Source organism: Pseudomonas sp. 18058, from assembly GCF_902706155.1.
Classification (GTDB): domain Bacteria; phylum Pseudomonadota; class Gammaproteobacteria; order Pseudomonadales; family Pseudomonadaceae; genus Aquipseudomonas; species Aquipseudomonas rustica.
Genome location: NZ_CACSJY010000015.1, coordinates 87921 through 111147 on the forward strand (window position 1 = coordinate 87921; position 23227 = coordinate 111147).

20 protein-coding genes and 3 tRNA genes are annotated in these 23227 nt (G+C 57.7%); 21 read left to right on the forward strand and 2 right to left on the reverse strand.

What is annotated here, in order from left to right; all coding sequences use genetic code 11:
- Positions 1–35: 35 nt before the first annotated feature.
- The 4 genes from carA (at position 36) to GVL50_RS10835 (ending at position 5432) form a co-directional block, all read left to right on the forward strand.
- A complete protein-coding gene (carA, locus tag GVL50_RS10820; RefSeq protein WP_053117024.1) occupies positions 36–1172 on the forward strand; it encodes a glutamine-hydrolyzing carbamoyl-phosphate synthase small subunit in 1137 nt (378 codons plus the stop codon).
- A 126-nt stretch (positions 1173–1298) separates the two neighbouring features.
- The gene (carB, locus tag GVL50_RS10825; protein ID WP_053117025.1) at positions 1299–4520 is read left to right on the forward strand and encodes a carbamoyl-phosphate synthase large subunit; all 3222 of its coding nucleotides are present in this window, start codon (positions 1299–1301) and stop codon (positions 4518–4520) included.
- Between the two features lie 2 nt (positions 4521–4522).
- Positions 4523–4999 carry a transcription elongation factor GreA gene (gene greA, locus GVL50_RS10830; RefSeq protein ID WP_159812908.1) on the forward strand — a complete coding sequence of 159 codons (477 nt, stop codon included), beginning with the start codon at positions 4523–4525 and terminating at the stop codon, positions 4997–4999.
- 28 nt (positions 5000–5027) lie between these two features.
- A complete protein-coding gene (locus GVL50_RS10835) occupies positions 5028–5432 on the forward strand; it encodes a hypothetical protein (RefSeq protein ID WP_053117026.1) in 405 nt (134 codons plus the stop codon).
- A gap of 9 nt (positions 5433–5441) precedes the next feature.
- On the opposite strand, the gene GVL50_RS10840 is transcribed toward GVL50_RS10835, so the two are convergent.
- On the reverse strand, positions 5442–5750 hold the full coding sequence (locus GVL50_RS10840) for a YhbY family RNA-binding protein (protein ID WP_053117027.1): 309 nt from the start codon (positions 5748–5750) through the stop codon (positions 5442–5444).
- 101 nt (positions 5751–5851) lie between these two features.
- Between GVL50_RS10840 and rlmE the strand changes: the two genes are divergently transcribed.
- From rlmE to GVL50_RS10925, 17 genes are all read left to right on the forward strand, one after another.
- Entirely contained in the window at positions 5852–6481 is a 630-nt protein-coding gene (rlmE, locus tag GVL50_RS10845) for a 23S rRNA (uridine(2552)-2'-O)-methyltransferase RlmE (protein ID WP_053117028.1), read from the forward strand.
- A 203-nt stretch (positions 6482–6684) separates the two neighbouring features.
- Complete coding sequence (ftsH, locus tag GVL50_RS10850) at positions 6685–8592, forward strand: ATP-dependent zinc metalloprotease FtsH (RefSeq protein ID WP_127925787.1); 1908 nt, start codon at positions 6685–6687, stop codon at positions 8590–8592.
- Between the two features lie 8 nt (positions 8593–8600).
- Complete coding sequence (gene folP / locus GVL50_RS10855; RefSeq protein WP_159812895.1) at positions 8601–9458, forward strand: dihydropteroate synthase; 858 nt, start codon at positions 8601–8603, stop codon at positions 9456–9458.
- Between the two features lie 10 nt (positions 9459–9468).
- Positions 9469–10806, forward strand: a complete 1338-nt coding sequence (gene glmM / locus GVL50_RS10860; protein ID WP_159812896.1) for a phosphoglucosamine mutase — start codon at positions 9469–9471, stop codon at positions 10804–10806.
- A 65-nt stretch (positions 10807–10871) separates the two neighbouring features.
- On the forward strand, positions 10872–11627 hold the full coding sequence (gene tpiA / locus GVL50_RS10865; RefSeq protein ID WP_053117032.1) for a triose-phosphate isomerase: 756 nt from the start codon (positions 10872–10874) through the stop codon (positions 11625–11627).
- A 4-nt stretch (positions 11628–11631) separates the two neighbouring features.
- Positions 11632–12018, forward strand: coding sequence for a preprotein translocase subunit SecG (gene secG / locus GVL50_RS10870; protein WP_016986497.1), 387 nt, complete (start codon positions 11632–11634; stop codon positions 12016–12018).
- A 22-nt stretch (positions 12019–12040) separates the two neighbouring features.
- Positions 12041–12126, forward strand: a tRNA-Leu gene (locus GVL50_RS10875).
- Between the two features lie 97 nt (positions 12127–12223).
- Positions 12224–12300 (forward strand) — tRNA-Met (locus GVL50_RS10880).
- Positions 12301–12439: 139 nt separating this feature from the next.
- On the forward strand, positions 12440–12898 hold the full coding sequence (gene rimP, locus GVL50_RS10885; protein ID WP_008088338.1) for a ribosome maturation factor RimP: 459 nt from the start codon (positions 12440–12442) through the stop codon (positions 12896–12898).
- Between the two features lie 47 nt (positions 12899–12945).
- On the forward strand, positions 12946–14427 hold the full coding sequence (gene nusA, locus GVL50_RS10890) for a transcription termination factor NusA (protein WP_053117033.1): 1482 nt from the start codon (positions 12946–12948) through the stop codon (positions 14425–14427).
- A gap of 27 nt (positions 14428–14454) precedes the next feature.
- Positions 14455–16986: a translation initiation factor IF-2 gene (infB, locus tag GVL50_RS10895; protein ID WP_159812897.1), complete on the forward strand. Its 2532-nt coding sequence runs from the start codon at positions 14455–14457 to the stop codon at positions 16984–16986.
- A 160-nt stretch (positions 16987–17146) separates the two neighbouring features.
- Positions 17147–17548: a 30S ribosome-binding factor RbfA gene (gene rbfA, locus GVL50_RS10900; RefSeq protein ID WP_007915259.1), complete on the forward strand. Its 402-nt coding sequence runs from the start codon at positions 17147–17149 to the stop codon at positions 17546–17548.
- Between the two features lie 4 nt (positions 17549–17552).
- Positions 17553–18470 carry a tRNA pseudouridine(55) synthase TruB gene (gene truB, locus GVL50_RS10905; protein WP_053117035.1) on the forward strand — a complete coding sequence of 306 codons (918 nt, stop codon included), beginning with the start codon at positions 17553–17555 and terminating at the stop codon, positions 18468–18470.
- A gap of 142 nt (positions 18471–18612) precedes the next feature.
- Positions 18613–18882, forward strand: a complete 270-nt coding sequence (rpsO, locus tag GVL50_RS10910; RefSeq protein WP_003177875.1) for a 30S ribosomal protein S15 — start codon at positions 18613–18615, stop codon at positions 18880–18882.
- A 193-nt stretch (positions 18883–19075) separates the two neighbouring features.
- Positions 19076–21181 (forward strand): polyribonucleotide nucleotidyltransferase, encoded by a 2106-nt coding sequence (gene pnp, locus GVL50_RS10915; protein WP_053117036.1) that lies wholly within the window; start codon positions 19076–19078, stop codon positions 21179–21181.
- A 290-nt stretch (positions 21182–21471) separates the two neighbouring features.
- Positions 21472–21547: transfer RNA gene (locus tag GVL50_RS10920), tRNA-Thr, on the forward strand.
- A 229-nt stretch (positions 21548–21776) separates the two neighbouring features.
- Positions 21777–22076, forward strand: a complete 300-nt coding sequence (locus GVL50_RS10925) for a DUF6388 family protein (RefSeq protein ID WP_159812909.1) — start codon at positions 21777–21779, stop codon at positions 22074–22076.
- 88 nt (positions 22077–22164) lie between these two features.
- On the opposite strand, the gene nadC is transcribed toward GVL50_RS10925, so the two are convergent.
- The gene (gene nadC, locus GVL50_RS10930; RefSeq protein WP_159812898.1) at positions 22165–23013 is read right to left on the reverse strand and encodes a carboxylating nicotinate-nucleotide diphosphorylase; all 849 of its coding nucleotides are present in this window, start codon (positions 23011–23013) and stop codon (positions 22165–22167) included.
- Positions 23014–23227: the final 214 nt, after the last annotated feature.

The window sequence follows — 23227 nt, forward strand, 5'->3', positions numbered from 1 at the left end:
ATTGCCCCTTCATGCTTTATTTACGGGAGGTCTTCTTGACTAAGCCAGCCATACTCGCCCTTGCTGATGGCAGCATTTTTCGCGGCGAAGCCATTGGAGCCGACGGTCAGACCGTTGGTGAGGTGGTGTTCAACACCGCAATGACCGGCTATCAGGAAATCCTTACCGATCCTTCCTACGCCCAACAAATCGTTACCCTGACTTACCCGCACATCGGCAACACCGGCACCACGCCGGAAGACGCCGAGTCCGACCGCGTCTGGTCCGCTGGCCTGGTCATTCGTGACCTGCCGCTGGTAGCGAGCAACTGGCGTAACACGATGTCCCTGTCCGATTACCTGAAAGCCAACAACGTTGTGGCAATCGCCGGTATCGACACCCGCCGCCTGACCCGCATCCTGCGTGAAAAAGGCGCACAGAACGGCTGCATCATGGCCGGCGACAACATTTCCGAAGAAGCAGCAATCGCTGCTGCGCAAGGCTTCCCGGGCCTGAAGGGCATGGATCTGGCGAAAGTCGTCAGCACCAAGAAGCAATACGAATGGCGCTCGACTGTCTGGGATCTGAAGACCGACAGCCACGCGACCATCGAAGCCTCCGAGCTGCCTTACCACGTGGTTGCCTACGATTACGGCGTCAAGGTCAACATCCTGCGCATGCTGGTCGAACGCGGCTGCCGCGTCACCGTCGTACCTGCCCAAACCCCAGCGGCCGATGTGCTGGCGCTGAAGCCGGACGGCGTGTTCCTGTCCAACGGCCCGGGTGATCCGGAGCCTTGCGACTACGCGATCAAGGCGATCAAGGAAGTCCTGGAAACCGAAATTCCGGTATTCGGCATCTGCCTCGGTCACCAACTGCTGGCTCTGGCCTCCGGCGCCAAGACCCTGAAAATGGGCCACGGCCACCACGGTGCCAACCACCCGGTGCAGGATCTGGACACTGGCGTTGTAATGATCACCAGCCAGAACCACGGTTTTGCGGTGGACGAAGAAACCCTGCCAGCCAACGTGCGTGCGATCCACAAATCGCTGTTCGACGGCACCCTGCAAGGCATCGAGCGCACCGACAAGAGCGCGTTCAGCTTCCAGGGTCACCCTGAAGCGAGCCCGGGCCCGAATGACGTCGCGCCACTGTTCGACCGCTTCATCAACGAGATGGCCAAGCGACGCTAAGCGTTCGCCTTGAGACTGTAGAGAGAAGCCCCTCGAGAGCGGCCCCGGCACCGGCGGCCCCCTCGGGACTTCAGAAATCGATCAAGACGGCTTGCCGACTGACCTGCGGATTTGAGTGACAAACCCATGCCAAAACGTACAGACATTAAAAGCATCCTGATTCTCGGCGCTGGCCCGATCGTTATCGGCCAGGCCTGCGAATTCGACTACTCCGGCGCCCAGGCCTGTAAAGCCCTGCGCGAAGAGGGCTACCGCGTCATCCTGGTGAACTCCAACCCGGCCACCATCATGACCGACCCGGACATGGCCGACGCGACTTACATCGAGCCGATCAAGTGGCAGACCGTTGCCAAGATCATCGAGAAAGAGCGTCCGGACGCCGTGTTGCCAACCATGGGCGGCCAGACTGCTCTGAACTGCGCCCTGGACCTGGAACGCGAAGGCATTCTGGAGAAGTTCGGCGTAGAAATGATCGGCGCCAACGCCGACACCATCGACAAGGCTGAAGACCGTTCGCGTTTCGACAAGGCGATGAAATCCATCGGCCTGGCGTGCCCGCGCTCCGGTATCGCCCACAGCATGGAAGAAGCCAACGCGGTTCTCGAAACCCTCGGCTTCCCGTGCATCATTCGTCCGTCCTTCACCATGGGCGGCACCGGTGGTGGCATCGCGTACAACCGTGAAGAGTTCGAAGAAATCTGCGCCCGCGGTCTCGACCTGTCGCCGACCAAAGAGCTGCTGATCGACGAATCGCTGATCGGCTGGAAAGAATATGAGATGGAAGTTGTCCGCGACAAAAAGGACAACTGCATCATCGTCTGCTCGATCGAAAACTTTGACCCGATGGGCGTGCACACCGGTGACTCGATCACCGTGGCTCCAGCACAAACCCTGACCGACAAGGAATACCAGATCCTGCGTAACGCCTCCCTGGCGGTACTGCGCGAGATCGGCGTCGAGACCGGCGGTTCCAACGTGCAATTCGGTATCTGCCCGGACACTGGCCGTATGGTCGTGATCGAAATGAACCCGCGCGTATCGCGTTCCTCGGCGCTGGCTTCGAAAGCCACCGGTTTCCCGATCGCCAAAGTCGCGGCCAAACTGGCTGTGGGCTACACCCTCGACGAACTGTCGAACGACATCACCGGCGGCAAAACCCCGGCGTCCTTCGAGCCGTCGATCGACTACGTCGTCACCAAGCTGCCGCGCTTCGCCTTCGAAAAATTCGCCAAGGCTGACGCACGTCTGACCACTCAGATGAAGTCGGTGGGTGAAGTCATGGCCATCGGCCGTACCTTCCAGGAATCCCTGCAGAAAGCTCTGCGCGGCCTGGAAGTTGGCGTTTGCGGTCTGGACGAGAAGCTCGACCTGAGCAACCCGGAAAGCATGAGCGTGCTCAAGCGCGAACTGACCGTGCCGGGCGCCGAGCGCATCTGGTACGTGGCAGACGCTTTCCGCGCCGGCATGACCGTCGAAGAAATCTTCGCGATGAACATGATCGACCCTTGGTTCCTGGTACAGATCGAAGATCTGATCAAGGACGAAGAGAAGGTCAAGACCCTCGGTCTGTCCGCGATCGACCGCGACGTGATGTACAAGCTCAAGCGCAAAGGTTTCTCTGATCAGCGTCTGGCCAAGCTGCTGGGTGTGACCGAGAAGAACCTGCGGACTCACCGTCACAAGCTGGAAGTGTTCCCGGTCTACAAGCGCGTTGACACCTGCGCCGCCGAGTTCGCCACCGACACCGCTTATCTTTATTCGACTTACGAAGAAGAGTGCGAAGCCGCGCCGTCGGGTCGCGACAAGATCATGATTCTGGGCGGTGGCCCGAACCGTATCGGCCAAGGTATCGAGTTCGACTACTGCTGCGTTCACGCTGCCCTCGCACTGCGCGAAGACGGCTACGAAACCATCATGGTCAACTGCAACCCGGAAACTGTTTCCACTGACTACGACACCTCCGATCGTCTGTACTTCGAATCGGTAACCCTCGAAGACGTGCTGGAAATCTGCCGTGTCGAGAAGCCAAAAGGCGTGATCGTCCAGTACGGCGGCCAGACTCCACTGAAACTGGCTCGCGCTCTTGAAGCCGCTGGCGTGCCGATCATCGGCACCAGCCCGGACGCGATCGACCGTGCCGAAGACCGTGAGCGTTTCCAGCAAATGGTTGAGCGCCTGAACCTGCGTCAGCCGCCAAACGCCACCGTGCGCAGCGAAGACGAAGCAATTCGTGCCGCCAGCAAGATCGGTTACCCGTTGGTCGTACGCCCATCCTATGTACTGGGTGGCCGCGCGATGGAAATCGTTTACGAAGAAGAAGAACTCAAGCGCTACCTGCGTGACGCGGTGAAAGTGTCCAACGACAGCCCGGTGCTGCTCGACCACTTCCTCAACTGCGCCATCGAAATGGACGTGGATGCAGTCTGCGACGGCAAAGACGTCGTCATCGGCGCGATCATGCAGCACATCGAACAGGCTGGCGTTCACTCCGGTGACTCCGCGTGCTCGCTGCCGCCGTACTCGCTGCCTGCGCACATCCAGGACGAGATGCGCGAACAGGTCAAGAAAATGGCCCTGGAACTGGGCGTTGTCGGCCTGATGAACGTACAGTTGGCGCTGCAAGGCGAAGACATCTACGTCATCGAAGTCAACCCGCGCGCTTCCCGTACCGTACCGTTCGTGTCGAAGTGCATCGGTGTTTCCCTGGCGATGATCGCTGCCCGCGTGATGGCTGGTAAGACCCTGAAAGAAATCGGCTTCACCAAAGAAATCATCCCGAACTTCTACAGCGTGAAAGAGGCAGTCTTCCCGTTCGCCAAATTCCCTGGCGTTGACCCGATCCTCGGCCCAGAGATGAAGTCGACCGGTGAAGTGATGGGCGTCGGCGACACCTTCGGTGAAGCATTCGCCAAAGCCCAGATGGGCGCGAGCGAAGTGCTGCCGACCGGCGGTACTGCGTTCATCAGCGTACGTGACGACGACAAGCCATTGGTTGCAGGCGTGGCCCGTGATCTGATCAACTTGGGTTTCGAAGTGGTTGCCACTGCCGGTACTGCCAAGCTGATCGAAGCCGCAGGTCTGAAAGTGCGCCGTGTGAACAAGGTGACCGAGGGTCGTCCGCACGTGGTCGACATGATCAAGAATGACGAAGTCACGCTGATCATCAACACCACCGAAGGTCGTCAGTCGATCGCTGATTCGTACTCCATTCGTCGTAATGCCTTGCAGCACAAGATCTACTGCACCACTACCATTGCTGCTGGCGAAGCTATCTGTGAAGCGCTGAAGTTCGGTCCGGAAAAGACCGTGCGCCGCTTGCAAGATCTACACGCAGGATTGAAGGCATGAGCATAACCAAATACCCAATGACTGTTCAGGGCGCCAAAGCCCTGGAAGAAGAACACACTCACCTGACCAAGGTCGTCCGTCCGAAGCTCAGCCAGGACATCGGCACGGCTCGCGAGCTGGGTGACTTGAAGGAAAACGCTGAATACCATGCCGCGCGCGAACAGCAAGGCATGGTCGAGGCGCGGATTCGTGACATCGAGGGCCGGATTCAGAATCAGATCATCATTGATGTCACGTCGATCCCGCACACTGGCAAAGTGATTTTCGGCACGACCGTGGAAATCGCCAACGTCGAGACGGATGAGCGCGTTACTTACCACATCGTGGGTGAGGACGAGGCTGACTTCAAACTCGGCAAGATTTCCGTCGGTTCGCCACTGGCCCGCGCCTTGATTGCCAAGGAAGAGGGTGATGTGGTGGCGGTTAAAACGCCTGGTGGCGTGATCGAGTACGAGATTGTCGAAGTCCGTCACATCTGAAAAAGGGCGCCCGCTGCACGCGGGCGCCATGCTTTGGCAACTGACCCAGATGTTATGGGTCGGCGGTCTATGGCTAATTCATCTCGGTTTGCAGCCGGCATTGGGCAAAATTGGCCTGGCGCCGCTGCTGATCGATGAAGTAGCCGCTGCATTTGAAGTGCTGGTGGTGGGATTCGCTGCCGCTTGCGTGATATTTCAGGCTTTGGTGCTGGTACAGGCCGAAGGCCTTGCCAGTCTATGGCGGGATTTTCGCGGGCAGGTGCTGCTGATGGCGTTGTACGCGTGCGCGATGTTTGTCGCAGTGCGTGTCGGCTGGCCGGAAGCGCAGCGCTGGCAGGAATTCAGTTTTCTGATTCTGGGCTTTTCCGGTTTGATACTGGTAATGCAACCGGTGCCGGGGTGGAGTGTCAGGGTGCGCGAAGCACACCCTTGACCCCTGTCATCACTTGAAGCGATGAACGTTCGACAGCTGCTTGTTGGCGCTGAAGTTCTTGCGATACACCAGTGCCATCTTGCCGATGACCTGTACCAGATCCGCTTTGCCGACCTTGCACAGCTCTGCGATTTGCGCCAGGCGCGCTTCGCGATCAAGGATGGTGAGCTTGATCTTGATCAGCTCGTGATCCGCCAATGCACGTTCAAATTCGGCTAACACACCTTCAGTCAAACCATTGTCGGCTACCGTCAAAACGGGTTTCAGATGGTGGCCAATGGATTTGTACTGTTTCTTCTGCTCTTGAGTGAGCGGCATAATCTGACCCTTTCGTCTGGATTCTGTAAAATGGCGGCCATTTTACCCGAGGGCTCGTGGATCCGCCCAATTAATCACGACCCTAATTATCGAGGTGCCCAATGGCGCGTTCCAAGACAAGCCTTGGTTGGCTGAAAAGACATGTTAATGACCCATATGTGAAGCAGGCCCAGAAGGATGGCTACCGCTCGCGTGCGAGTTACAAGCTTCTGGAAGTCCAGGAGAAGTACAAACTGATCCGCCCCGGCATGAGCGTTGTCGACCTGGGCGCAGCGCCTGGCGGCTGGTCGCAGGTCACCAGCCGGTTGATCGGCGGTCAGGGCCGTCTGATCGCCTCGGACATTCTGGAAATGGACAGCATTCCGGACGTGACTTTCATTCAAGGTGACTTCACCGAGGATGCGGTGCTCGCACAGATCCTTGAGGCGGTAGGTAATTCGCAGGTGGACCTTGTGATTTCCGATATGGCCCCCAATATGAGTGGTACGCCCGAAGTTGACATGCCCAAAGCCATGTTTCTTTGTGAACTGGCGCTAGACTTGGCGGAGCGAATCCTCAAGCCGGGCGGTAATTTTGTAATCAAGATTTTTCAGGGTGAAGGGTTCGATACCTACCTGAAGGATGCTCGCAAGAAGTTCGACAAGATCCAGATGATCAAGCCGGACTCTTCTCGAGGCACCTCCCGCGAGCAATACATGCTGGCTTGGGGTTACCGCGGGCGTAGTGAGTAAAACGGAGTTTTTTTGGCGGGGTGATAGGTTTTTCGTATTTCGCCCCGAGCGCATTAGCGAATATTGTGTAGAAAGTGTTTCACAAAGGGTTACAGACGGCGCCTGCCAGAGCCGTAGGTAATGTAGTAAGTTAGGCCGGTGAATATCATGCGAAGCGCGCGCCAGTAGCGGAGCTTGCTTCAGAGGGTAGTTAATTGAACGATATGGCAAAGAATCTGATCCTGTGGTTGATCATCGCGGCTGTCCTGGTGACAGTGATGAACAACTTCTCCAGCCCTAACGAGCCGCAGACCCTCAACTATTCCGACTTCATCCAGCAGGTCAAGGATGGCAAGGTCGAACGCGTAGCGGTTGATGGCTATGTGATTACCGGCAAACGCAATGACGGCGACAGCTTCAAGACCATTCGTCCGGCGATTCAGGACAATGGCCTGATCGGCGATCTGGTCGACAACCACGTTGTGGTTGAAGGCAAGCAGCCTGAACAGCAAAGCATCTGGACCCAGCTTCTGGTGGCCAGCTTCCCGATCCTGGTGATCATCGCGGTGTTCATGTTCTTCATGCGCCAGATGCAGGGCGGTGCCGGCGGCAAGGGCGGGCCGATGAGCTTCGGCAAGAGCAAGGCGCGCCTGCTCTCCGAAGATCAGGTAAAAACCACGTTGGCTGACGTTGCCGGTTGCGACGAAGCCAAGGAAGAAGTGGGCGAGCTGGTTGAATTCCTCCGTGATCCGGGCAAGTTCCAGCGCCTGGGCGGTCGTATTCCTCGCGGTGTGCTGATGGTCGGTCCTCCGGGTACCGGTAAAACCTTGCTGGCCAAGGCGATTGCCGGCGAAGCCAAAGTGCCGTTCTTCACCATTTCCGGTTCTGACTTCGTCGAGATGTTCGTCGGTGTCGGTGCCAGCCGTGTGCGTGACATGTTCGAGCAGGCGAAGAAACACGCGCCTTGCATCATCTTTATCGACGAAATCGACGCCGTCGGCCGCCATCGTGGCGCCGGCATGGGTGGCGGTCACGATGAGCGTGAGCAGACTCTCAACCAGTTGCTGGTTGAGATGGACGGCTTCGAAATGAACGACGGCATCATTGTTATCGCTGCAACCAACCGTCCTGACGTACTCGACCCTGCGCTGCTGCGTCCGGGCCGTTTCGACCGTCAGGTTGTGGTCGGTCTGCCGGATATCCGTGGTCGCGAGCAGATCCTCAAAGTACACATGCGCAAAGTGCCAATGGGTGACGACGTCGCTCCGGCCGTGATCGCACGTGGTACTCCGGGCTTCTCCGGTGCTGACCTGGCTAACCTGGTCAACGAAGCGTCGCTGTTCGCAGCACGTAGCGGCAAGCGCATCGTCGAGATGAAAGAATTCGAACTGGCCAAAGACAAGATCATGATGGGCGCCGAGCGCAAATCGATGGTCATGTCCGAGAAAGAAAAGCAGAACACTGCTTATCACGAAGCGGGCCACGCCATTGTGGGTCGCGTCGTGCCTGAGCATGATCCGGTCTACAAGGTGTCGATCATCCCGCGCGGTCGTGCGCTGGGTGTGACCATGTTCCTGCCGGAAGAAGATCGCTACAGCCTGTCCAAGCGCGCACTGATCAGTCAGATCTGCTCGCTGTATGGCGGCCGTATTGCTGAAGAGATGACCCTGGGCTTCGACGGTGTCACCACCGGTGCTTCCAACGACATCATGCGTGCCAGCCAGATTGCACGGAACATGGTGACGAAATGGGGCCTGTCGGAAAAACTCGGTCCGCTGATGTACGCTGAAGAAGAGGGCGAAGTGTTCCTCGGTCGCGGCGGTGGCGGGCAGGCGGCCAGCTTCTCCGGTGAGACAGCCAAGCTGATCGACTCCGAAGTGCGCAGCATCATTGATCAGTGTTACGGCACGGCCAAGCAGATCCTTACGGACAACCGTGACAAGCTCGATGCCATGGCTGACGCTCTGATGAAGTACGAAACGATCGATGCTGAACAGATCGACGACATCATGGCCGGTCGCACACCTCGCGAACCTCGCGACTGGTCGGGTGGCACGGGTACACCGCCGCCTCCGGTTGTTCAGGATGAGCGTCCGGAAACACCGATTGGCGGTCCGGCTGCTGACGTTTAAGGTTTGAAATGACTTTTGCACAGTCCCTGACCCGGTTGCCTTGCGGCAACCGGGTTCTTGATTTGGCCCATACGCATGTCATGGGCATTCTCAATGTCACTCCCGATTCCTTTTCCGATGGCGGCCGATACAGCCAGCTCGACGCGGCCCTGCGCCACGCCGAAGCCATGGTCGCCGCTGGTGCGACGTTGATCGATGTTGGCGGCGAGTCGACTCGCCCCGGCGCGCGTGCGGTTTCCCCTCTCGAAGAGCTTGAACGCGTCGCGCCAATCGTCGAGCTGATCAATCGCGAACTCGATGTGATTATCTCGGTTGATACCTCGACGCCCGCGGTGATGCGCGAAACGGCGCGGCTCGGTGCTGGTCTGATTAACGATGTCCGTTCATTGCAGCGTGATGGTGCGCTGGATGCAGCAGCGGCGACCGGTTTGCCGGTGTGCCTTATGCATATGCTGGGTGAGCCTAGTGACATGCAGGACAATCCGCACTATCAGGATGTCACTCGGGAAGTCGGTGAGTTTCTCGCTGAGCGCATGACGCAATGTGCGGCCGCCGGTATTCCTGCCGAGCGAATCATCCTCGATCCGGGGTTTGGCTTCGCCAAAACCCTGCAGCACAATCTAAGCTTGTTCAAGCACATGGAAGCCCTGCATGCGTTGGGCCGGCCGCTGCTGGTGGGCGTTTCTCGTAAAAGCATGATCGGGCAGGCGCTGAATCGTCCTGTCGGTGAGCGGCTGCACGGCGGTCTGGCACTGGCGGCGCTGGCGTCGTTGAAAGGTGCGCGTATATTGCGTGTCCATGATGTGGCGGAAACGGTAGACGTGGTGCGGATGCTCGCGGCCGTGGAATCAGCTGAAGAAGAATGATGGAGCACTTATGAGCAAGAAATACTTTGGTACTGACGGCATTCGTGGTCGAGTCGGTGAATACCCGATTACTCCTGACTTCATGCTCAAGCTCGGCTGGGCTGCCGGCATGGCGTTCCGCAAGATGGGCGCCTGCAAAGTGCTGGTTGGCAAGGACACGCGGATTTCCGGCTACATGTTCGAATCGGCGCTTGAAGCCGGCCTGACTTCGGCGGGTGCCGATGTGATGCTGCTGGGCCCGATGCCGACGCCCGCGATCGCTTACCTGTCGCGTACGTTCCAGGCTGAAGCCGGCATTGTGATCAGTGCCTCGCACAATCCGCACGACGATAACGGTATCAAGTTTTTCTCCGGCAAAGGCACCAAGCTGCCAGATGAGCTGGAGCTGATGATTGAAGAGTTGCTCGACGCACCGATGACGGTGGTTGAGTCGAGCAAGATCGGCAAGGTGTCGCGTATCAACGACGCATCCGGTCGTTACATCGAATTCTGCAAAAGCAGTGTGCCGACCGGTACCAGCTTCTCCGGGCTGAAAATTGTCATCGACTGCGCCCACGGTGCGACCTACAAGGTAGCGCCTAGCGTGTTCCGCGAGCTGGGTGCTGAAGTGGTGGTGCTGTCGGCGCAACCTAATGGCTTGAACATCAACGACAACTGCGGCTCGACCCATATGGGCCAGTTGCAGGCGGCGGTGCTGGCTGAGCATGCTGATCTGGGTATTGCCTTCGACGGTGACGGTGACCGGGTTCTGATGGTCGATCACACCGGTGCCATCGTTGATGGTGACGAGTTGTTGTTCATCATCGCCCGTGACCTGCATGAGCGCGGCAAGCTGCAGGGCGGCGTAGTCGGTACACTGATGAGCAACCTGGGTCTTGAGTTGGCGCTGGCGGAGCTTTCAATTCCGTTTATCCGTGCCAATGTCGGTGACCGCTATGTGATTGCTGAATTGCTCGAACGCAACTGGCTGGTTGGTGGTGAAAATTCGGGGCACATCGTTTGCTTTAATCACACCACGACCGGTGATGCGATCATCGCGGCGTTGCAAGTGCTGATGGCGCTCAAGACCCGTAACGAAGGTCTGGCGCAAAGCCGTCAGGCGCTGCGCAAGTGCCCTCAAGTGCTGATCAACGTGCGTTTTGGCGGCGGCGACAATCCGCTGGAACATCCTGCTGTCAATGAAGCCAGTGCGCGTGTAACCCAGGCAATGGCGGGTCGTGGTCGTGTGCTTTTGCGTAAGTCCGGGACAGAGCCTCTGGTGCGCGTCATGGTCGAAGGCGAGGACGAAACGCAGGTTCGCAGCTATGCCGAAGAACTGGCAAAACTGGTAACTGAAGTTTCTGCCTGATTCGGCTTGCAAGGCATGATTGTGTTGGGTAACATCTGCGCCCACTTTGACCGACGAGGTACAGCATGCGTCGCCCTATGGTAGCTGGTAACTGGAAGATGCACGGTACCCGCGCCAGCGTCGCTGAGCTGATCAACGGCCTTCGTCATCTGGCCTTGCCAAGCGGTGTTGATGTCGCGGTATTCCCGCCTTGCTTGTATATCAACCAAGTGGTTGATGGCTTGAAAGGTAAATCGATTTCGGTCGGTGCGCAGAATTCTGCGGTGGAATCCATGCAAGGTGCATTGACCGGTGAAATTGCACCGAGTCAGTTGGTGGATGCAGGTTGTTCCCTTGTGCTTGTCGGGCACTCCGAACGCCGCCAGATCATGGGCGAGCGAGACGGGATGCTGAATCGCAAGTTCGCAGCGGCACAGGCGTGTGGCTTGATTCCGGTGTTGTGTGTAGGGGAAACCCTCGAGCAGCGCGAAGCCGGGAAAACTCTTGAGGTTGTCGGGCGTCAGCTGGGCAGCATCATCGAGGAGCTGGGTGTTGGTGCTTTTGCAAAAGCAGTCATTGCTTACGAGCCTGTCTGGGCCATTGGCACCGGACTGACTGCAACGCCGCAACAGGCGCAGGATGTGCATAAAGCCATTCGCGAGCAGTTGGCGGCAGAGAATTCTGAAGTCGCACGAGGTGTGCGGCTTCTATACGGCGGCAGCGTGAAGGCGGCCAATGCGGTCGAACTGTTCGGCATGCCGGATATCGATGGGGGGCTCATTGGTGGAGCTTCCCTGAATGCAGATGAGTTCGGTGCGATCTGTCGCGCCGCGGGAAACTGAAAAAATGCTGGAAACAGTCGTAGTCGTTTTTCATCTGCTGGGTGCATTGGGCGTAGTTGCTCTGGTTTTGCTGCAGCAGGGTAAGGGTGCGGACGCTGGCGCGTCTTTCGGAGCAGGTGCTTCAAATACTGTGTTCGGAAGCCAAGGTTCCTCTACCTTTCTTAGTAAGTTTACTGCTATACTTGCCGCCGGTTTCTTCATAACCAGCTTGGGGTTAGGTTACTTTGCTAAAGAGAAAGCTCACCAGCTGACTCAAGCAGGTTTGCCAAACCCGGCAGTGTTGGAAGTACCTAAGCAACAACAACCGGCTTCTGATGATGTCCCGGTGCTTCAAGAGCAAAAGTCGGCTACTCCAGCGACTGACGTACCTCCAGCTCAAGAGCAGAAGTAAGAAGGGTTTCAAACGTAGTTTTGCCGAGGTGGTGGAATTGGTAGACACGCAACCTTGAGGTGGTTGTGCCCATAGGGTGTAGGGGTTCGAGTCCCCTTCTCGGTACCAATTAGTCAGGAGAGCCCGCTGTTGCGGGCTTTCTTGCAGGTGGAAGGTTACATTGACCCTATAAGGGATCGGTCGTATACTTCCGCCCCAGCTTTGTCGCGGGGTGGAGCAGTCTGGTAGCTCGTCGGGCTCATAACCCGAAGGTCGTCGGTTCAAATCCGGCCCCCGCAACCAGTTTAAGGAGCCCCTTTTCAGGGGCTTTTTGTTAGCTGGACACTTTCAACGCCGCTGTTCGACGGCGTTTCAAGGATGGGCGTTTCGCCCATTTTTTTATTTTGCAAAGCATGCACATATCATGCACTAGGGGGTTCAGGTGTCGAGCAAGCTAGAAGAGTTGCAGGCCTTGCTGGCCCCGGTGGTCGTGGCCCTGGGCTATGAATGCTGGGGTATCGAGTTTTCGGCTCAGGGTCGTCACTCGATGTTGCGCGTTTATATCGATAAAGAGGGTGGCGTGCTGGTGGACGATTGCGCCATTGTCAGCCGTCAGATCAGTGGTGTGCTGGATGTTGAAGATCCAATCACCGTTGAATACACCCTTGAAGTTTCCTCGCCTGGCATGGAGCGCCCACTGTTCACTATTGAGCAGTTCGCCCAGTTTGTCGGTGAACAAGTGAAGATCAAGCTGCGCTCGCCTTTTGAAGGTCGACGCAACTTTCAGGGCCTTCTGCGCGGTGTAGAAGAACAGGATGTCGTGGTGCAGGTAGACGACCATGAATTCCTGTTGCCGATCGATATGATCGACAAGGCCAACATTATTCCCAGTTTTGACTGAGACGCGGATCCCGCGGATCCAATGGCTTGCGAAAGGCGAGGCGTACGATGAGCAAAGAAGTACTGCTGGTTGTTGAGTCGGTATCCAATGAAAAGGGCGTACCGGCAAGCGTAATTTTTGAAGCGCTGGAGCTGGCTTTGGCCACTGCTACCAAAAAGCGTTTTGAAGACGAAGTTGACCTGCGTGTGGAAATTAACCGCCACACCGGGGCATACGAAACTTTCCGTCGCTGGACGGTCGTCGAAGAGAATGATCTCGACGATCCGGCCATCGAAACCTGGCCGAGCAAGGTTGCTGAAACGCATCCGGGTGCCAACGTTGGCGACGTCGTCGAAGAAAAGATCGAATCCATCGAGTTCGGCCGCATTGCTGCACAGACTGCCAAGCAAGTCATCGTGCAGAAAGTGCGTGAAGCCGAGCGCGCTCAAGTGGTCGACGCTTATCGCGAGCGCCTGGGAGAAATCATCTCCGGCACCGTGAAGAAAGTCACCCGCGACAACGTGATCGTCGATCTGGGTAACAACGCTGAAGCGTTGCTGGCCCGTGAAGACATCATTTCTCGCGAAACCTTCCGTGTCGGCGTGCGTCTGCGTGCGCTGCTCAAGGAAATCCGCACCGAGAACCGCGGCCCGCAGCTGATCCTGTCGCGTACCGCGCCGGAAATGCTGATCGAGTTGTTCCGCATCGAAGTGCCGGAAATTGCTGAAGGCCTGATCGAAGTGATGGCAGCGTCCCGTGATCCGGGTTCGCGCGCCAAGATCGCCGTCCGCTCCAAGGACAAACGCATTGACCCACAAGGTGCTTGCATCGGTATGCGCGGTTCGCGCGTCCAGGCAGTGTCGGGTGAGTTGGGCGGTGAGCGTGTTGATATCGTTCTTTGGGACGACAACCCGGCTCAGTTCGTGATCAACGCCATGTCCCCGGCTGAGGTTGCGGCAATTATCGTTGACGAAGATGCCCACGCAATGGACATCGCCGTTGGCGCAGACAATCTGGCTCAGGCCATCGGTCGCGGTGGTCAGAACGTGCGTCTGGCCAGCCAGTTGACTGGCTGGACCCTGAACGTGATGACCGAATCGGACATCCAGGCTAAGCAGCAAGCAGAAACCGGCGACATCCTGCGCAACTTCATCGACGAGCTGGAAGTCGACGAAGACCTGGCTCAGGTGCTGGTAGATGAAGGCTTCACCAGCCTGGAAGAGATTGCCTACGTACCGGTGGAAGAAATGCTCAACATCGACGGCTTTGACGAAGATACCGTCAACGAGCTTCGCGCTCGTGCCAAGGATCGTTTGTTGACCAAAGCCATCGCTACTGAGGAAAAGCTGGCAGACGCCCATCCGGCCGAAGACCTGCTCTCGCTTGAGGGTATGGACAAGGATTTGGCGATGGAACTGGCGGTGCGCGGCGTAATTACCCGCGAAGACCTGGCCGAGCAGTCTATTGACGACCTGCTCGACATCGACGGCATTGACGATGATCGTGCCGGCAAGTTGATCATGGCCGCCCGAGCCCACTGGTTCGAGTAATTAGGCGCGGCCTGAGGAGAGAAGTGCATGACGCAAGTCACGGTGAAACAACTGGCCGATGAGGTCAAAACACCGGTAGAGCGCCTGTTGCAGCAGATGCGTGAGGCAGGTCTGCCGCACACCGCCGCCGAAGAAAATGTGACTGACAGTGAGAAGCAGTCCCTGCTGACTCACTTGAAAAGCAGCCACAAGGCGAAAGTGGAAGAACCACGCAAGATCACGCTGCAGCGTAAAACCACCAGCACCCTGCGTGTTGCTGGCAGCAAAAGCATCAGCGTTGAAGTCCGCAAAAAGAAAGTTTTCGTACAGCGCAGCCCGGAAGAAATCGAAGCCGAGCGCAAGCGTGAACTGGATGAGCGTCGCGCAGTAGAAAATGCTGCCCGTCAGAAGGCTGAAGAAGAAGCCAAGCAACGCGCCGAAGTAGAAGCGCGTAACCAGCCTGCTGCTGCGCAGAACGCTAATAGCGCCCCTGCTGCTGCGCCGGTTGCCGCTGCCGAACCTGTACGCGAAAGCGCACCGGTCGCTGCCGCTGCTCCAGCGCCGTCTGCCGAAGTTCGCAACAAGCAGAACGAACAGCGCCGTCCGGACAAGCCACGTGCTGACGATAACAATCGTCGCAGCGGTGGCGGTGATGGCGAGCGCAAAAACGCTCCGCATCGCGCCTCGGTCAAAGAAAAAGCGCCGGCTCCACGTGTGGCGCCACGCACTACCGACGAAGAAAGCGATGGCTTCCGTCGTGGTGGTCGCGGCAAGGCCAAGCTGAAGAAGCGTAACGCCCACGGTTTCCAGAGCCCAACCGGCCCTGTCGTGCGTGATGTGCAGATCGGCGAGACCATCACTGTTGGCGATCTCGCCAATCAGATGTCGGTCAAGGCTGCCGAAATCATCAAGTTCATGTTCAAATTGGGTACTCCAGCGACCATCAACCAGGTGCTTGATCAGGAAACTGCTCAACTGGTAGCCGAAGAACTGGGCCACAAAGTGACCCTGGTCAGCGACACCGCCCTGGAAGATTCCCTGGCCGAGTCCCTGAAGTTTGAAGGTGAGTCGTTCTCCCGTGCACCAGTCGTGACCGTAATGGGCCACGTTGACCACGGTAAAACGTCCCTGCTCGACTACATCCGTCGTGCCAAGGTAGCTGCTGGCGAAGCCGGTGGTATCACCCAGCACATCGGTGCATACCACGTTGAAACCGAACGCGGCATGGTCACCTTCCTCGACACCCCGGGTCACGCTGCGTTTACCGCAATGCGTGCTCGTGGTGCCAAGGCGACTGACATCGTGATCCTGGTGGTTGCAGCGGACGACGGCGTGATGCCGCAGACCATTGAAGCTGTTCAGCACGCGGTAGCGGCTGGCGTTCCACTGGTTGTAGCGGTGAACAAAATCGACAAGCCGGGCGCCGATCTCGATCGCATCCGTAGCGAACTGTCGGTTCACGGCGTGACCTCCGAAGAGTGGGGCGGTGATACGCCGTTCGTTCCGGTTTCGGCGAAAGTCGGTACTGGCGTGGACGAGCTGCTGGAAGCCGTTCTGCTGCAAGCTGAAGTTCTCGAACTGAAAGCAACTCCATCGGCTCCTGGCCGTGGCGTTGTGGTTGAATCGCGTCTCGACAAAGGTCGTGGCCCGGTTGCAACCGTTCTGGTTCAAGACGGTACCCTGCGCCAAGGCGACATGGTGCTGGTCGGTTCGAACTATGGCCGCGTGCGCGCCATGCTCGACGAGAACGGCAAGCCAATCAAAGAAGCCGGTCCTTCCATCCCTGTCGAGATCCTCGGCCTGGACGGTACCCCGGACGCTGGCGACGAGATGAGCGTTGTTGCTGACGAGAAGAAAGCCCGTGAAGTGGCTCTGTTCCGTCAAGGCAAGTTCCGCGAAGTCAAACTGGCTCGCGCTCACGCCGGCAAGCTGGAAAACATCTTCGAAAACATGGGTCAGGCAGAGAAGAAGACGCTCAACATCGTCCTCAAATCCGACGTCCGTGGTTCGCTGGAAGCGTTGAACGGTGCCTTGAATGGCCTGGGCAACGACGAAGTACAAGTGCGCGTAGTAGGCGGCGGCGTGGGTGGTATCACCGAATCCGACGCTAACCTGGCACTGGCTTCCAACGCTGTTCTGTTCGGCTTCAACGTGCGTGCCGATGCTGGCGCACGGAAGATCGTCGAGCAGGAAGGTCTGGATATGCGTTACTACAACGTGATCTACGACATCATCGAAGACGTCAAGAAAGCCCTGACCGGTATGCTCGGCAGCGATGTTCGCGAGAATATCCTGGGTATCGCCGAAGTGCGTGACGTGTTCCGTTCGCCGAAGTTTGGCGCGATCGCTGGTTGCATGGTGATCGAAGGTGTTGTGCACCGTAACCGTCCAATCCGCGTACTGCGTGAAGACATCGTTATCTTCGAAGGCGAGCTGGAATCCCTGCGCCGCTTCAAGGATGACGCTTCCGAAGTACGTGCCGGCATGGAATGCGGTATCGGCGTTAAGAGCTACAACGACGTTAAAGTCGGCGACAAGATCGAAGTCTTCGAGAAGGTTCAGGTTGCTCGCAGCCTCTAACTCGCGCACTTCAGGAGCCGTGATGGCCGGCCGCACTCAAGGGTGTGGCGCATCACAAGGACTCTAAACGCAACGCCCGGTCTGGCATTTGTCAGGCCGGGCGTTTGCCGCTTTCAGACCTTGCGGGTTTCACCGCAGGGCAGTAACAGGTAACAAAATCATGGCAAAAGAATACAGCCGTACCCAACGTATCGGCGATCAGATGCAGCGCGAGCTGGCCCAACTGATCCGTCGTGAAGTCAAAGATCCACGTGTGGGTCTGGTCACCATTACCGCTGTTGAAGTCAGCCGTGACGTCGGTCACGCGAAGATTTTCATCACCGTGATGGGGCAGGACAACGCTGAAGACATCGCGCAAAGCATCAAGGTGCTGAATGCCGCCGCAGGTTTCCTGCGCATGCAACTGGCCCGTGAAATGAAGCTGCGCAGCGTGCCGCAACTGCACTTCCACTACGACGAATCCGTCGTGCGTGGCGCGCATTTGTCGGCGCTGATCGAGCGTGCCGTTGCTGAAGACAATCAGCACCCGGTCGCTGCTGAACCTGAAGACACCAAGGAGTAATTCGGTGGCTCAGGTCAAACGTATCCGTCGTAACGTCAGCGGCATTATCCTGCTCGACAAGCCGTTGGGGTTCACCTCCAACGCCGCGTTGCAGAAGGTTCGCTGGTTGCTCAACGCCGAGAAGGCCGGTCACACCGGCAGCCTCGACCCGCTGGCCACCGGCGTCTTGCCGTTGTGCTTTGGCGAGGCGACCAAGTTCTCGCAATACCTGCTCGATTCCGACAAGGCCTATGAAACCCTGGCGCAGCTGGGCAAGACCACCACCACGGCCGATGCCGAGGGTGAGGTTTTGCAGGAGCGTCCGGTGACCGTTGGTCGCACCGATGTCGAAGCGGCATTGCCGAAATTTCGTGGGCAAATCAGTCAGATACCGCCGATGTACTCGGCGCTCAAGCGTGATGGCCAGCCGCTGTACAAGCTGGCGCGTGCAGGCGAAGTAGTGGAGCGTGAACCGCGTTCTGTTACTATTGCGCGCTTGGAATTACTGGCCTTCGAAGGCGATACTGCGCGTCTTGCGGTGGATTGCAGCAAGGGCACCTATATCCGCACCCTGGTGGAGGATATCGGTGAGCAACTCGGTTGTGGTGCGTACGTCGCTGAATTGCGCCGTACCCAGGCCGGGCCTTTCACCCTGGCGCAGACCGTGACTCTCGAAGAGCTGGAAGCGGTACATGCCGAAGGCGGCAACGAAGCGGTTGATCGCTTCCTGATGCCATCGGACAGCGGCTTGCAGGATTGGCCGCTGCTGCACTTCTCGGAAGCGAGCGCGTTCTACTGGCTCAACGGCCAGCCGGTACGTGCCCCGGATGCTCCGAAATTCGGTATGGTGCGGGTACAGGATCACAATGGTCGCTTCATCGGTATCGGTGAAGTGAGCGAAGACGGGCGCATTGCGCCACGTCGACTGATTCGGTCGGAATGACCGAAACCGGTCTGTGTCAAAGCAGGCTGGCGAGGGTGGCTGTTAACAGGCACGGTCACTACTCATTTATAGATACAGGGATTTGTCCCTGGCCTGTTGAAGCTGTTTCTTTGAAACAGTTTCCTGATAAAAGGATGGCCTCATGGCTCTCGACGTTCAAGAAAAAGCTCAAATCGTTGCTGACTATCAGCAAGCTGTTGGTGACACTGGTTCGCCAGAAGTGCAAGTTGCACTGCTGACCCACAACATCAACAAGCTGCAAGGTCACTTCAAGGCCAACGGTAAAGATCACCACTCCCGTCGTGGTCTGATCCGCATGGTAAACCAGCGTCGCAAGCTGCTGGACTACCTGAAAGGCAAGGATCTGGGTCGTTATCAGACTCTGATCGGTCGCCTGGGTCTGCGTCGCTAATCAGCGATTGCGCTATGAGGTTGGTTGTCTGTCGGACGTCTGCGGTTTACCGCCGGCGGCTTGCAGGCTCCCAGCCTCAAGTTTTATCTGGATACACGTTTTACCCTGGACAGGCGTTGGGCCGATTCCCGACATTGCCCAAGAATTCGCAAGAAACCAGTTCCCCCAAGAGCCACAAAGAAGGTAGGACACCGTGAACCCGGTAATCAAAAAATTCCAGTTCGGTCAATCGACCGTTACCCTCGAGACTGGCCGTATCGCCCGTCAGGCCTCCGGCGCAGTATTGGTCACCGTTGACGACGACGTCAGCGTATTGGTGACTGTAGTCGGTGCAAAACAAGCCGATCCAGGCAAGGGCTTCTTCCCTCTGTCGGTTCACTACCAGGAAAAGACTTACGCTGCCGGTAAGATCCCTGGCGGTTTCTTCAAGCGTGAAGGCCGTCCTTCCGAGAAAGAAACCCTGACTTCCCGACTGATCGACCGTCCGATCCGTCCGCTGTTCCCAGAAGGCTTCATGAACGAAGTGCAGGTTGTCTGCACCGTCGTTTCCACCAGCAAGAAGACCGATCCGGACATCGCTGCGATGATCGGTACCTCGGCTGCCCTGGCCATCTCGGGTATTCCGTTCGACGGCCCGATCGGCGCCGCTCGCGTTGCTTTCCACGAAAGCACCGGCTACCTGCTGAACCCGACTTACGAGCAGCAAGCTGCTTCGAGCCTGGACATGGTCGTTGCCGGTACTTCGGACGCCGTGCTGATGGTTGAATCGGAAGCCAAAGAGCTGACCGAAGACCAGATGCTGGGCGCCGTACTGTTTGCTCACGACGAATTCCAGGTGGTGATCAACGCGGTTAAAGAACTGGCCGCTGAAGCTGCCAAGCCAACCTGGAACTGGGCTCCGGCTCCAGAAGCCACCGAACTGCTGGGCGCTATCCGTGCCGAGTTCGGCGAAGCGATCTCCCAGGCTTACACCATCACCATCAAGGCCGACCGTTACGCTCGCCTGGGTGAGCTGAAGGATCAGGTGGTTGCCAAGCTGTCCGGTGAAGAAGGCCAGCCTTCGTCCAGCGAAGTCAAAGCTGCTTTCGGCGAAATCGAATACCGCACCGTTCGCGAAAACATCGTAAACGGCAAGCCACGTATCGACGGTCGCGACACCAAAACCGTACGTCCGCTGAACATCGAAGTCGGCGTTCTGCCGAAGACTCACGGTTCGGCGCTGTTCACCCGTGGTGAAACCCAGGCTCTGGTAGTCGCGACTCTGGGTACTGCCCGTGACGCACAGCTGCTGGACACCCTGGAAGGCGAGAAAAAAGACCCGTTCATGCTGCACTACAACTTCCCTCCGTTCTCGGTAGGTGAGTGTGGTCGCATGGGTGGTGCTGGTCGTCGTGAAATCGGTCACGGCCGTCTGGCCCGTCGTTCGGTTTCGGCCATGCTGCCAGCCGCTGACGTGTTCCCGTACACCATCCGCGTGGTTTCGGAAATCACCGAATCCAACGGTTCGAGCTCGATGGCTTCCGTTTGCGGTGCTTCCCTGGCTCTGATGGACGCTGGTGTGCCGATGAAGGCGCCGGTTGCCGGTATCGCCATGGGTCTGGTTAAAGAAGGCGAGAAATTCGCCGTTCTGACCGACATCCTCGGTGACGAAGACCACCTGGGCGACATGGACTTCAAAGTAGCGGGTACCGCCAAAGGTGTTACCGCGCTGCAGATGGACATCAAGATCAAAGGCATCACCGAAGAAATCATGGAAATCGCTCTGGGCCAAGCCCTGGAAGCGCGCCTGAATATCCTCGGTCAGATGAACCAGATCATTGGCCAGTCGCGTACCGAACTGTCGGCCAACGCTCCGACCATGATCGCGATGAAAATCGACACCGACAAAATCCGTGACGTTATCGGTAAAGGTGGCGCGACCATCCGTGCGATCTGCGAAGAAACCAAGGCTTCGATCGACATCGAAGACGACGGTTCGATCAAGATCTTCGGCGAAACCAAGGAAGCGGCTGAAGCTGCACGTCAGCGCGTTCTGGGCATCACCGCTGAAGCCGAGATCGGCAAGATCTACGTGGGTAAAGTTGAGCGCATCGTCGATTTCGGCGCATTCGTCAACATCCTGCCGGGCAAGGACGGTCTGGTGCACATCTCGATGCTGAGCGACGCTCGCGTAGAGAAAGTGACCGACATCCTGAAAGAAGGCCAGGAAGTGGAAGTGCTGGTACTGGACGTGGACAACCGCGGCCGTATCAAGCTGTCCATCAAAGACGTGGCAGCAGCCAAGGCTTCGGGCGTTTAATCACCCCCAGGCCTTAGCGCAATAAAAATGCCCCGCCGTGAAAACGGTGGGGCATTTTTTTTGTCTGGAATAAAGCAATTGTGGCGAGGGGATTTATCCCCGTTCGGCTGCGCAGCAGTCGTAAAACCAGACACTGCGGACTGCCTGAAACACCGAGGTGCTGGATTCACGGCCGCTGCGCTGCCGAACGGGGATAAATCCCCTCGCCACAAATGGGAGTTTCAAGAGATAACCATCAGGCGACCCACAAATTTGCCGCAGCACACGACCGGTGCTAGGTTTAGCCCACCGCCCGTGTAGCTCAGCCGGTAGAGCAGCGCACTCGTAACGCGAAGGTCGCAGGTTCGATTCCTGTCTCGGGCACCATTTTCCTCATGCCCCCTCGATTTATGTCCCTCAGGTCAAAGTTTTTGTGAGAGAGATGTAAAGACCCGTGTAATTCGTCATGCAAACGTCCTATATTCGGTGCCTGCATGAGCATCGCTTAGCAGTTTTCAGATGATCCCGAATGGTTCCGAAGGCCGGAAAAAACCGCGTCAGAGAGATCCTTGATGATCCAGATCCATCCTCCATTCTTACGATCAGCGAGAACGCCATGACCGAATTAACTCAAGAGCAACGTCACGAACAAGCGCTGGAGAAATACAAACTCGACGCGCCCCAGCTGTTGGAAGAGATCAAGGACTTGAGTCCTGACGATCAGAAAGACCAGATTCAGTGGGCATTCGAAGACGAAGCCGAGGCCCAGGGCCTGCAGCCGTGGGAGCTGACGCTCAAGTACACGAGCACGCCGGAGGAGTTCGAGGCGCAGCGCCTCGTGCTGCACAAAGAGGCGGCTGAAGTGCTGGGTGTCGATTGGGAAGAGTACTGCGAGATGAATAATCTCGTCGTATAAGAGCAGCAGCGAGTCTCAAGCGGCAAGCTACAAGTCAGAGCAAAAGCGCTTTGGCTTGTAGCTTGTAGCTTGTAGCTTGCCGCTGCTGTTAAAGACTCAAGCGCATCGACAGGTCGACCGCTTTGACATCCTTGGTCATCGCGCCGATCGAGATGTAATCCACCCCGGTTTCGGCGATTGGCAGCAGCGTGCTTTCGTTGATGCCACCGCTGGCTTCCAGTTTCGCCTTGCCGCCGTTCAGGCGCACGGCTTCGCGCATGTCGTCCAGGCTCAGCTCATCGAGCATGATGATGTCGGCGCCGGCTTCCAGCGCTTCTTTCAACTCCTCCAGACTCTCCACTTCGATTTCCACCGGTTTGCCCGGCGCGATCTTGTGCGCGGCCGCGATGGCCTGCGCAATGCCGCCGCTGGCAGCGATGTGGTTTTCCTTGATCAGGAACGCGTCGTAGAGGCCGATGCGATGGTTGTGGCAGCCGCCGCAGGTCACTGCGTATTTCTGCGCCAGACGCAGGCCCGGCAGGGTCTTGCGGGTGTCGAGCAGCTTGACCTGAGTCTCGCCGACAAAATCCGCCAAATACTGCGCCCGCGTCGCCACGCCGGACAGCAGTTGCAGGAAGTTCAGCGCACTGCGTTCGCCGGTCAGCAGCGAACGGGCCGGGCCTTCCAGGTGAAACAGGGGCTGATTGGGTTTTACCCGCTGGCCATCGACCACTTGCCAATGCACCGCGACGCGTGGATCGAGCTGACGAAACACGGTATCAACCCACGCTGTGCCGCAGATGACCGCTTCGTCACGGGTAATGATGGTGGCTTTGGCCAGACGTTCGGCCGGGATCAGTTGCGCGGTGATGTCGCCGCTGCCGACGTCTTCGAGCAACGCACGGCGCACGTTGGCTTCGATTTCGGCGGTCAAATCGGCGAGACGTAGATTCGGCATAACGGGCTCCACAAACAAAGTGATTCGATTATAGGGGCATGGCGCGAGCCAACCCAAGGCGTGAACGTGCGTGGTTGACTGCATCCGGTCGAATTTCTTTGAGCAAAGGCCGGCCGACGTGGTCAATGCAAGGGGCGAGGTATAGGGGAAACCCTGACGGCTATAGCGGCGGTGACACCTTTTGCAAGATAATCCGCCTTGCATTTGACGTCAT

What these genes read in the sequence shown, in the direction of transcription:
- carB (WP_053117025.1), top strand. Translation starts at nt 1,299, where the DNA reads ATGCCAAAACGTACAGACATTAAAAGCATCCTGATTCTCGGCGCTGGC.
- GVL50_RS10835 (WP_053117026.1), top strand. Translation starts at nt 5,028, where the DNA reads ATGCTTTGGCAACTGACCCAGATGTTATGGGTCGGCGGTCTATGGCTA.
- folP (WP_159812895.1), top strand. Translation starts at nt 8,601, where the DNA reads ATGACTTTTGCACAGTCCCTGACCCGGTTGCCTTGCGGCAACCGGGTT.
- GVL50_RS10925 (WP_159812909.1), top strand. Translation starts at nt 21,777, where the DNA reads ATGACCGAATTAACTCAAGAGCAACGTCACGAACAAGCGCTGGAGAAA.
- nadC (WP_159812898.1), bottom strand. Translation starts at nt 23,013, where the DNA reads ATGCCGAATCTACGTCTCGCCGATTTGACCGCCGAAATCGAAGCCAAC.
- rpsO (WP_003177875.1), top strand. Translation starts at nt 18,613, where the DNA reads ATGGCTCTCGACGTTCAAGAAAAAGCTCAAATCGTTGCTGACTATCAG.
- secG (WP_016986497.1), top strand. Translation starts at nt 11,632, where the DNA reads ATGCTGGAAACAGTCGTAGTCGTTTTTCATCTGCTGGGTGCATTGGGC.
- infB (WP_159812897.1), top strand. Translation starts at nt 14,455, where the DNA reads ATGACGCAAGTCACGGTGAAACAACTGGCCGATGAGGTCAAAACACCG.
- tpiA (WP_053117032.1), top strand. Translation starts at nt 10,872, where the DNA reads ATGCGTCGCCCTATGGTAGCTGGTAACTGGAAGATGCACGGTACCCGC.
- rlmE (WP_053117028.1), top strand. Translation starts at nt 5,852, where the DNA reads ATGGCGCGTTCCAAGACAAGCCTTGGTTGGCTGAAAAGACATGTTAAT.
- GVL50_RS10840 (WP_053117027.1), bottom strand. Translation starts at nt 5,750, where the DNA reads ATGCCGCTCACTCAAGAGCAGAAGAAACAGTACAAATCCATTGGCCAC.
- glmM (WP_159812896.1), top strand. Translation starts at nt 9,469, where the DNA reads ATGAGCAAGAAATACTTTGGTACTGACGGCATTCGTGGTCGAGTCGGT.
- rbfA (WP_007915259.1), top strand. Translation starts at nt 17,147, where the DNA reads ATGGCAAAAGAATACAGCCGTACCCAACGTATCGGCGATCAGATGCAG.
- nusA (WP_053117033.1), top strand. Translation starts at nt 12,946, where the DNA reads ATGAGCAAAGAAGTACTGCTGGTTGTTGAGTCGGTATCCAATGAAAAG.
- ftsH (WP_127925787.1), top strand. Translation starts at nt 6,685, where the DNA reads ATGGCAAAGAATCTGATCCTGTGGTTGATCATCGCGGCTGTCCTGGTG.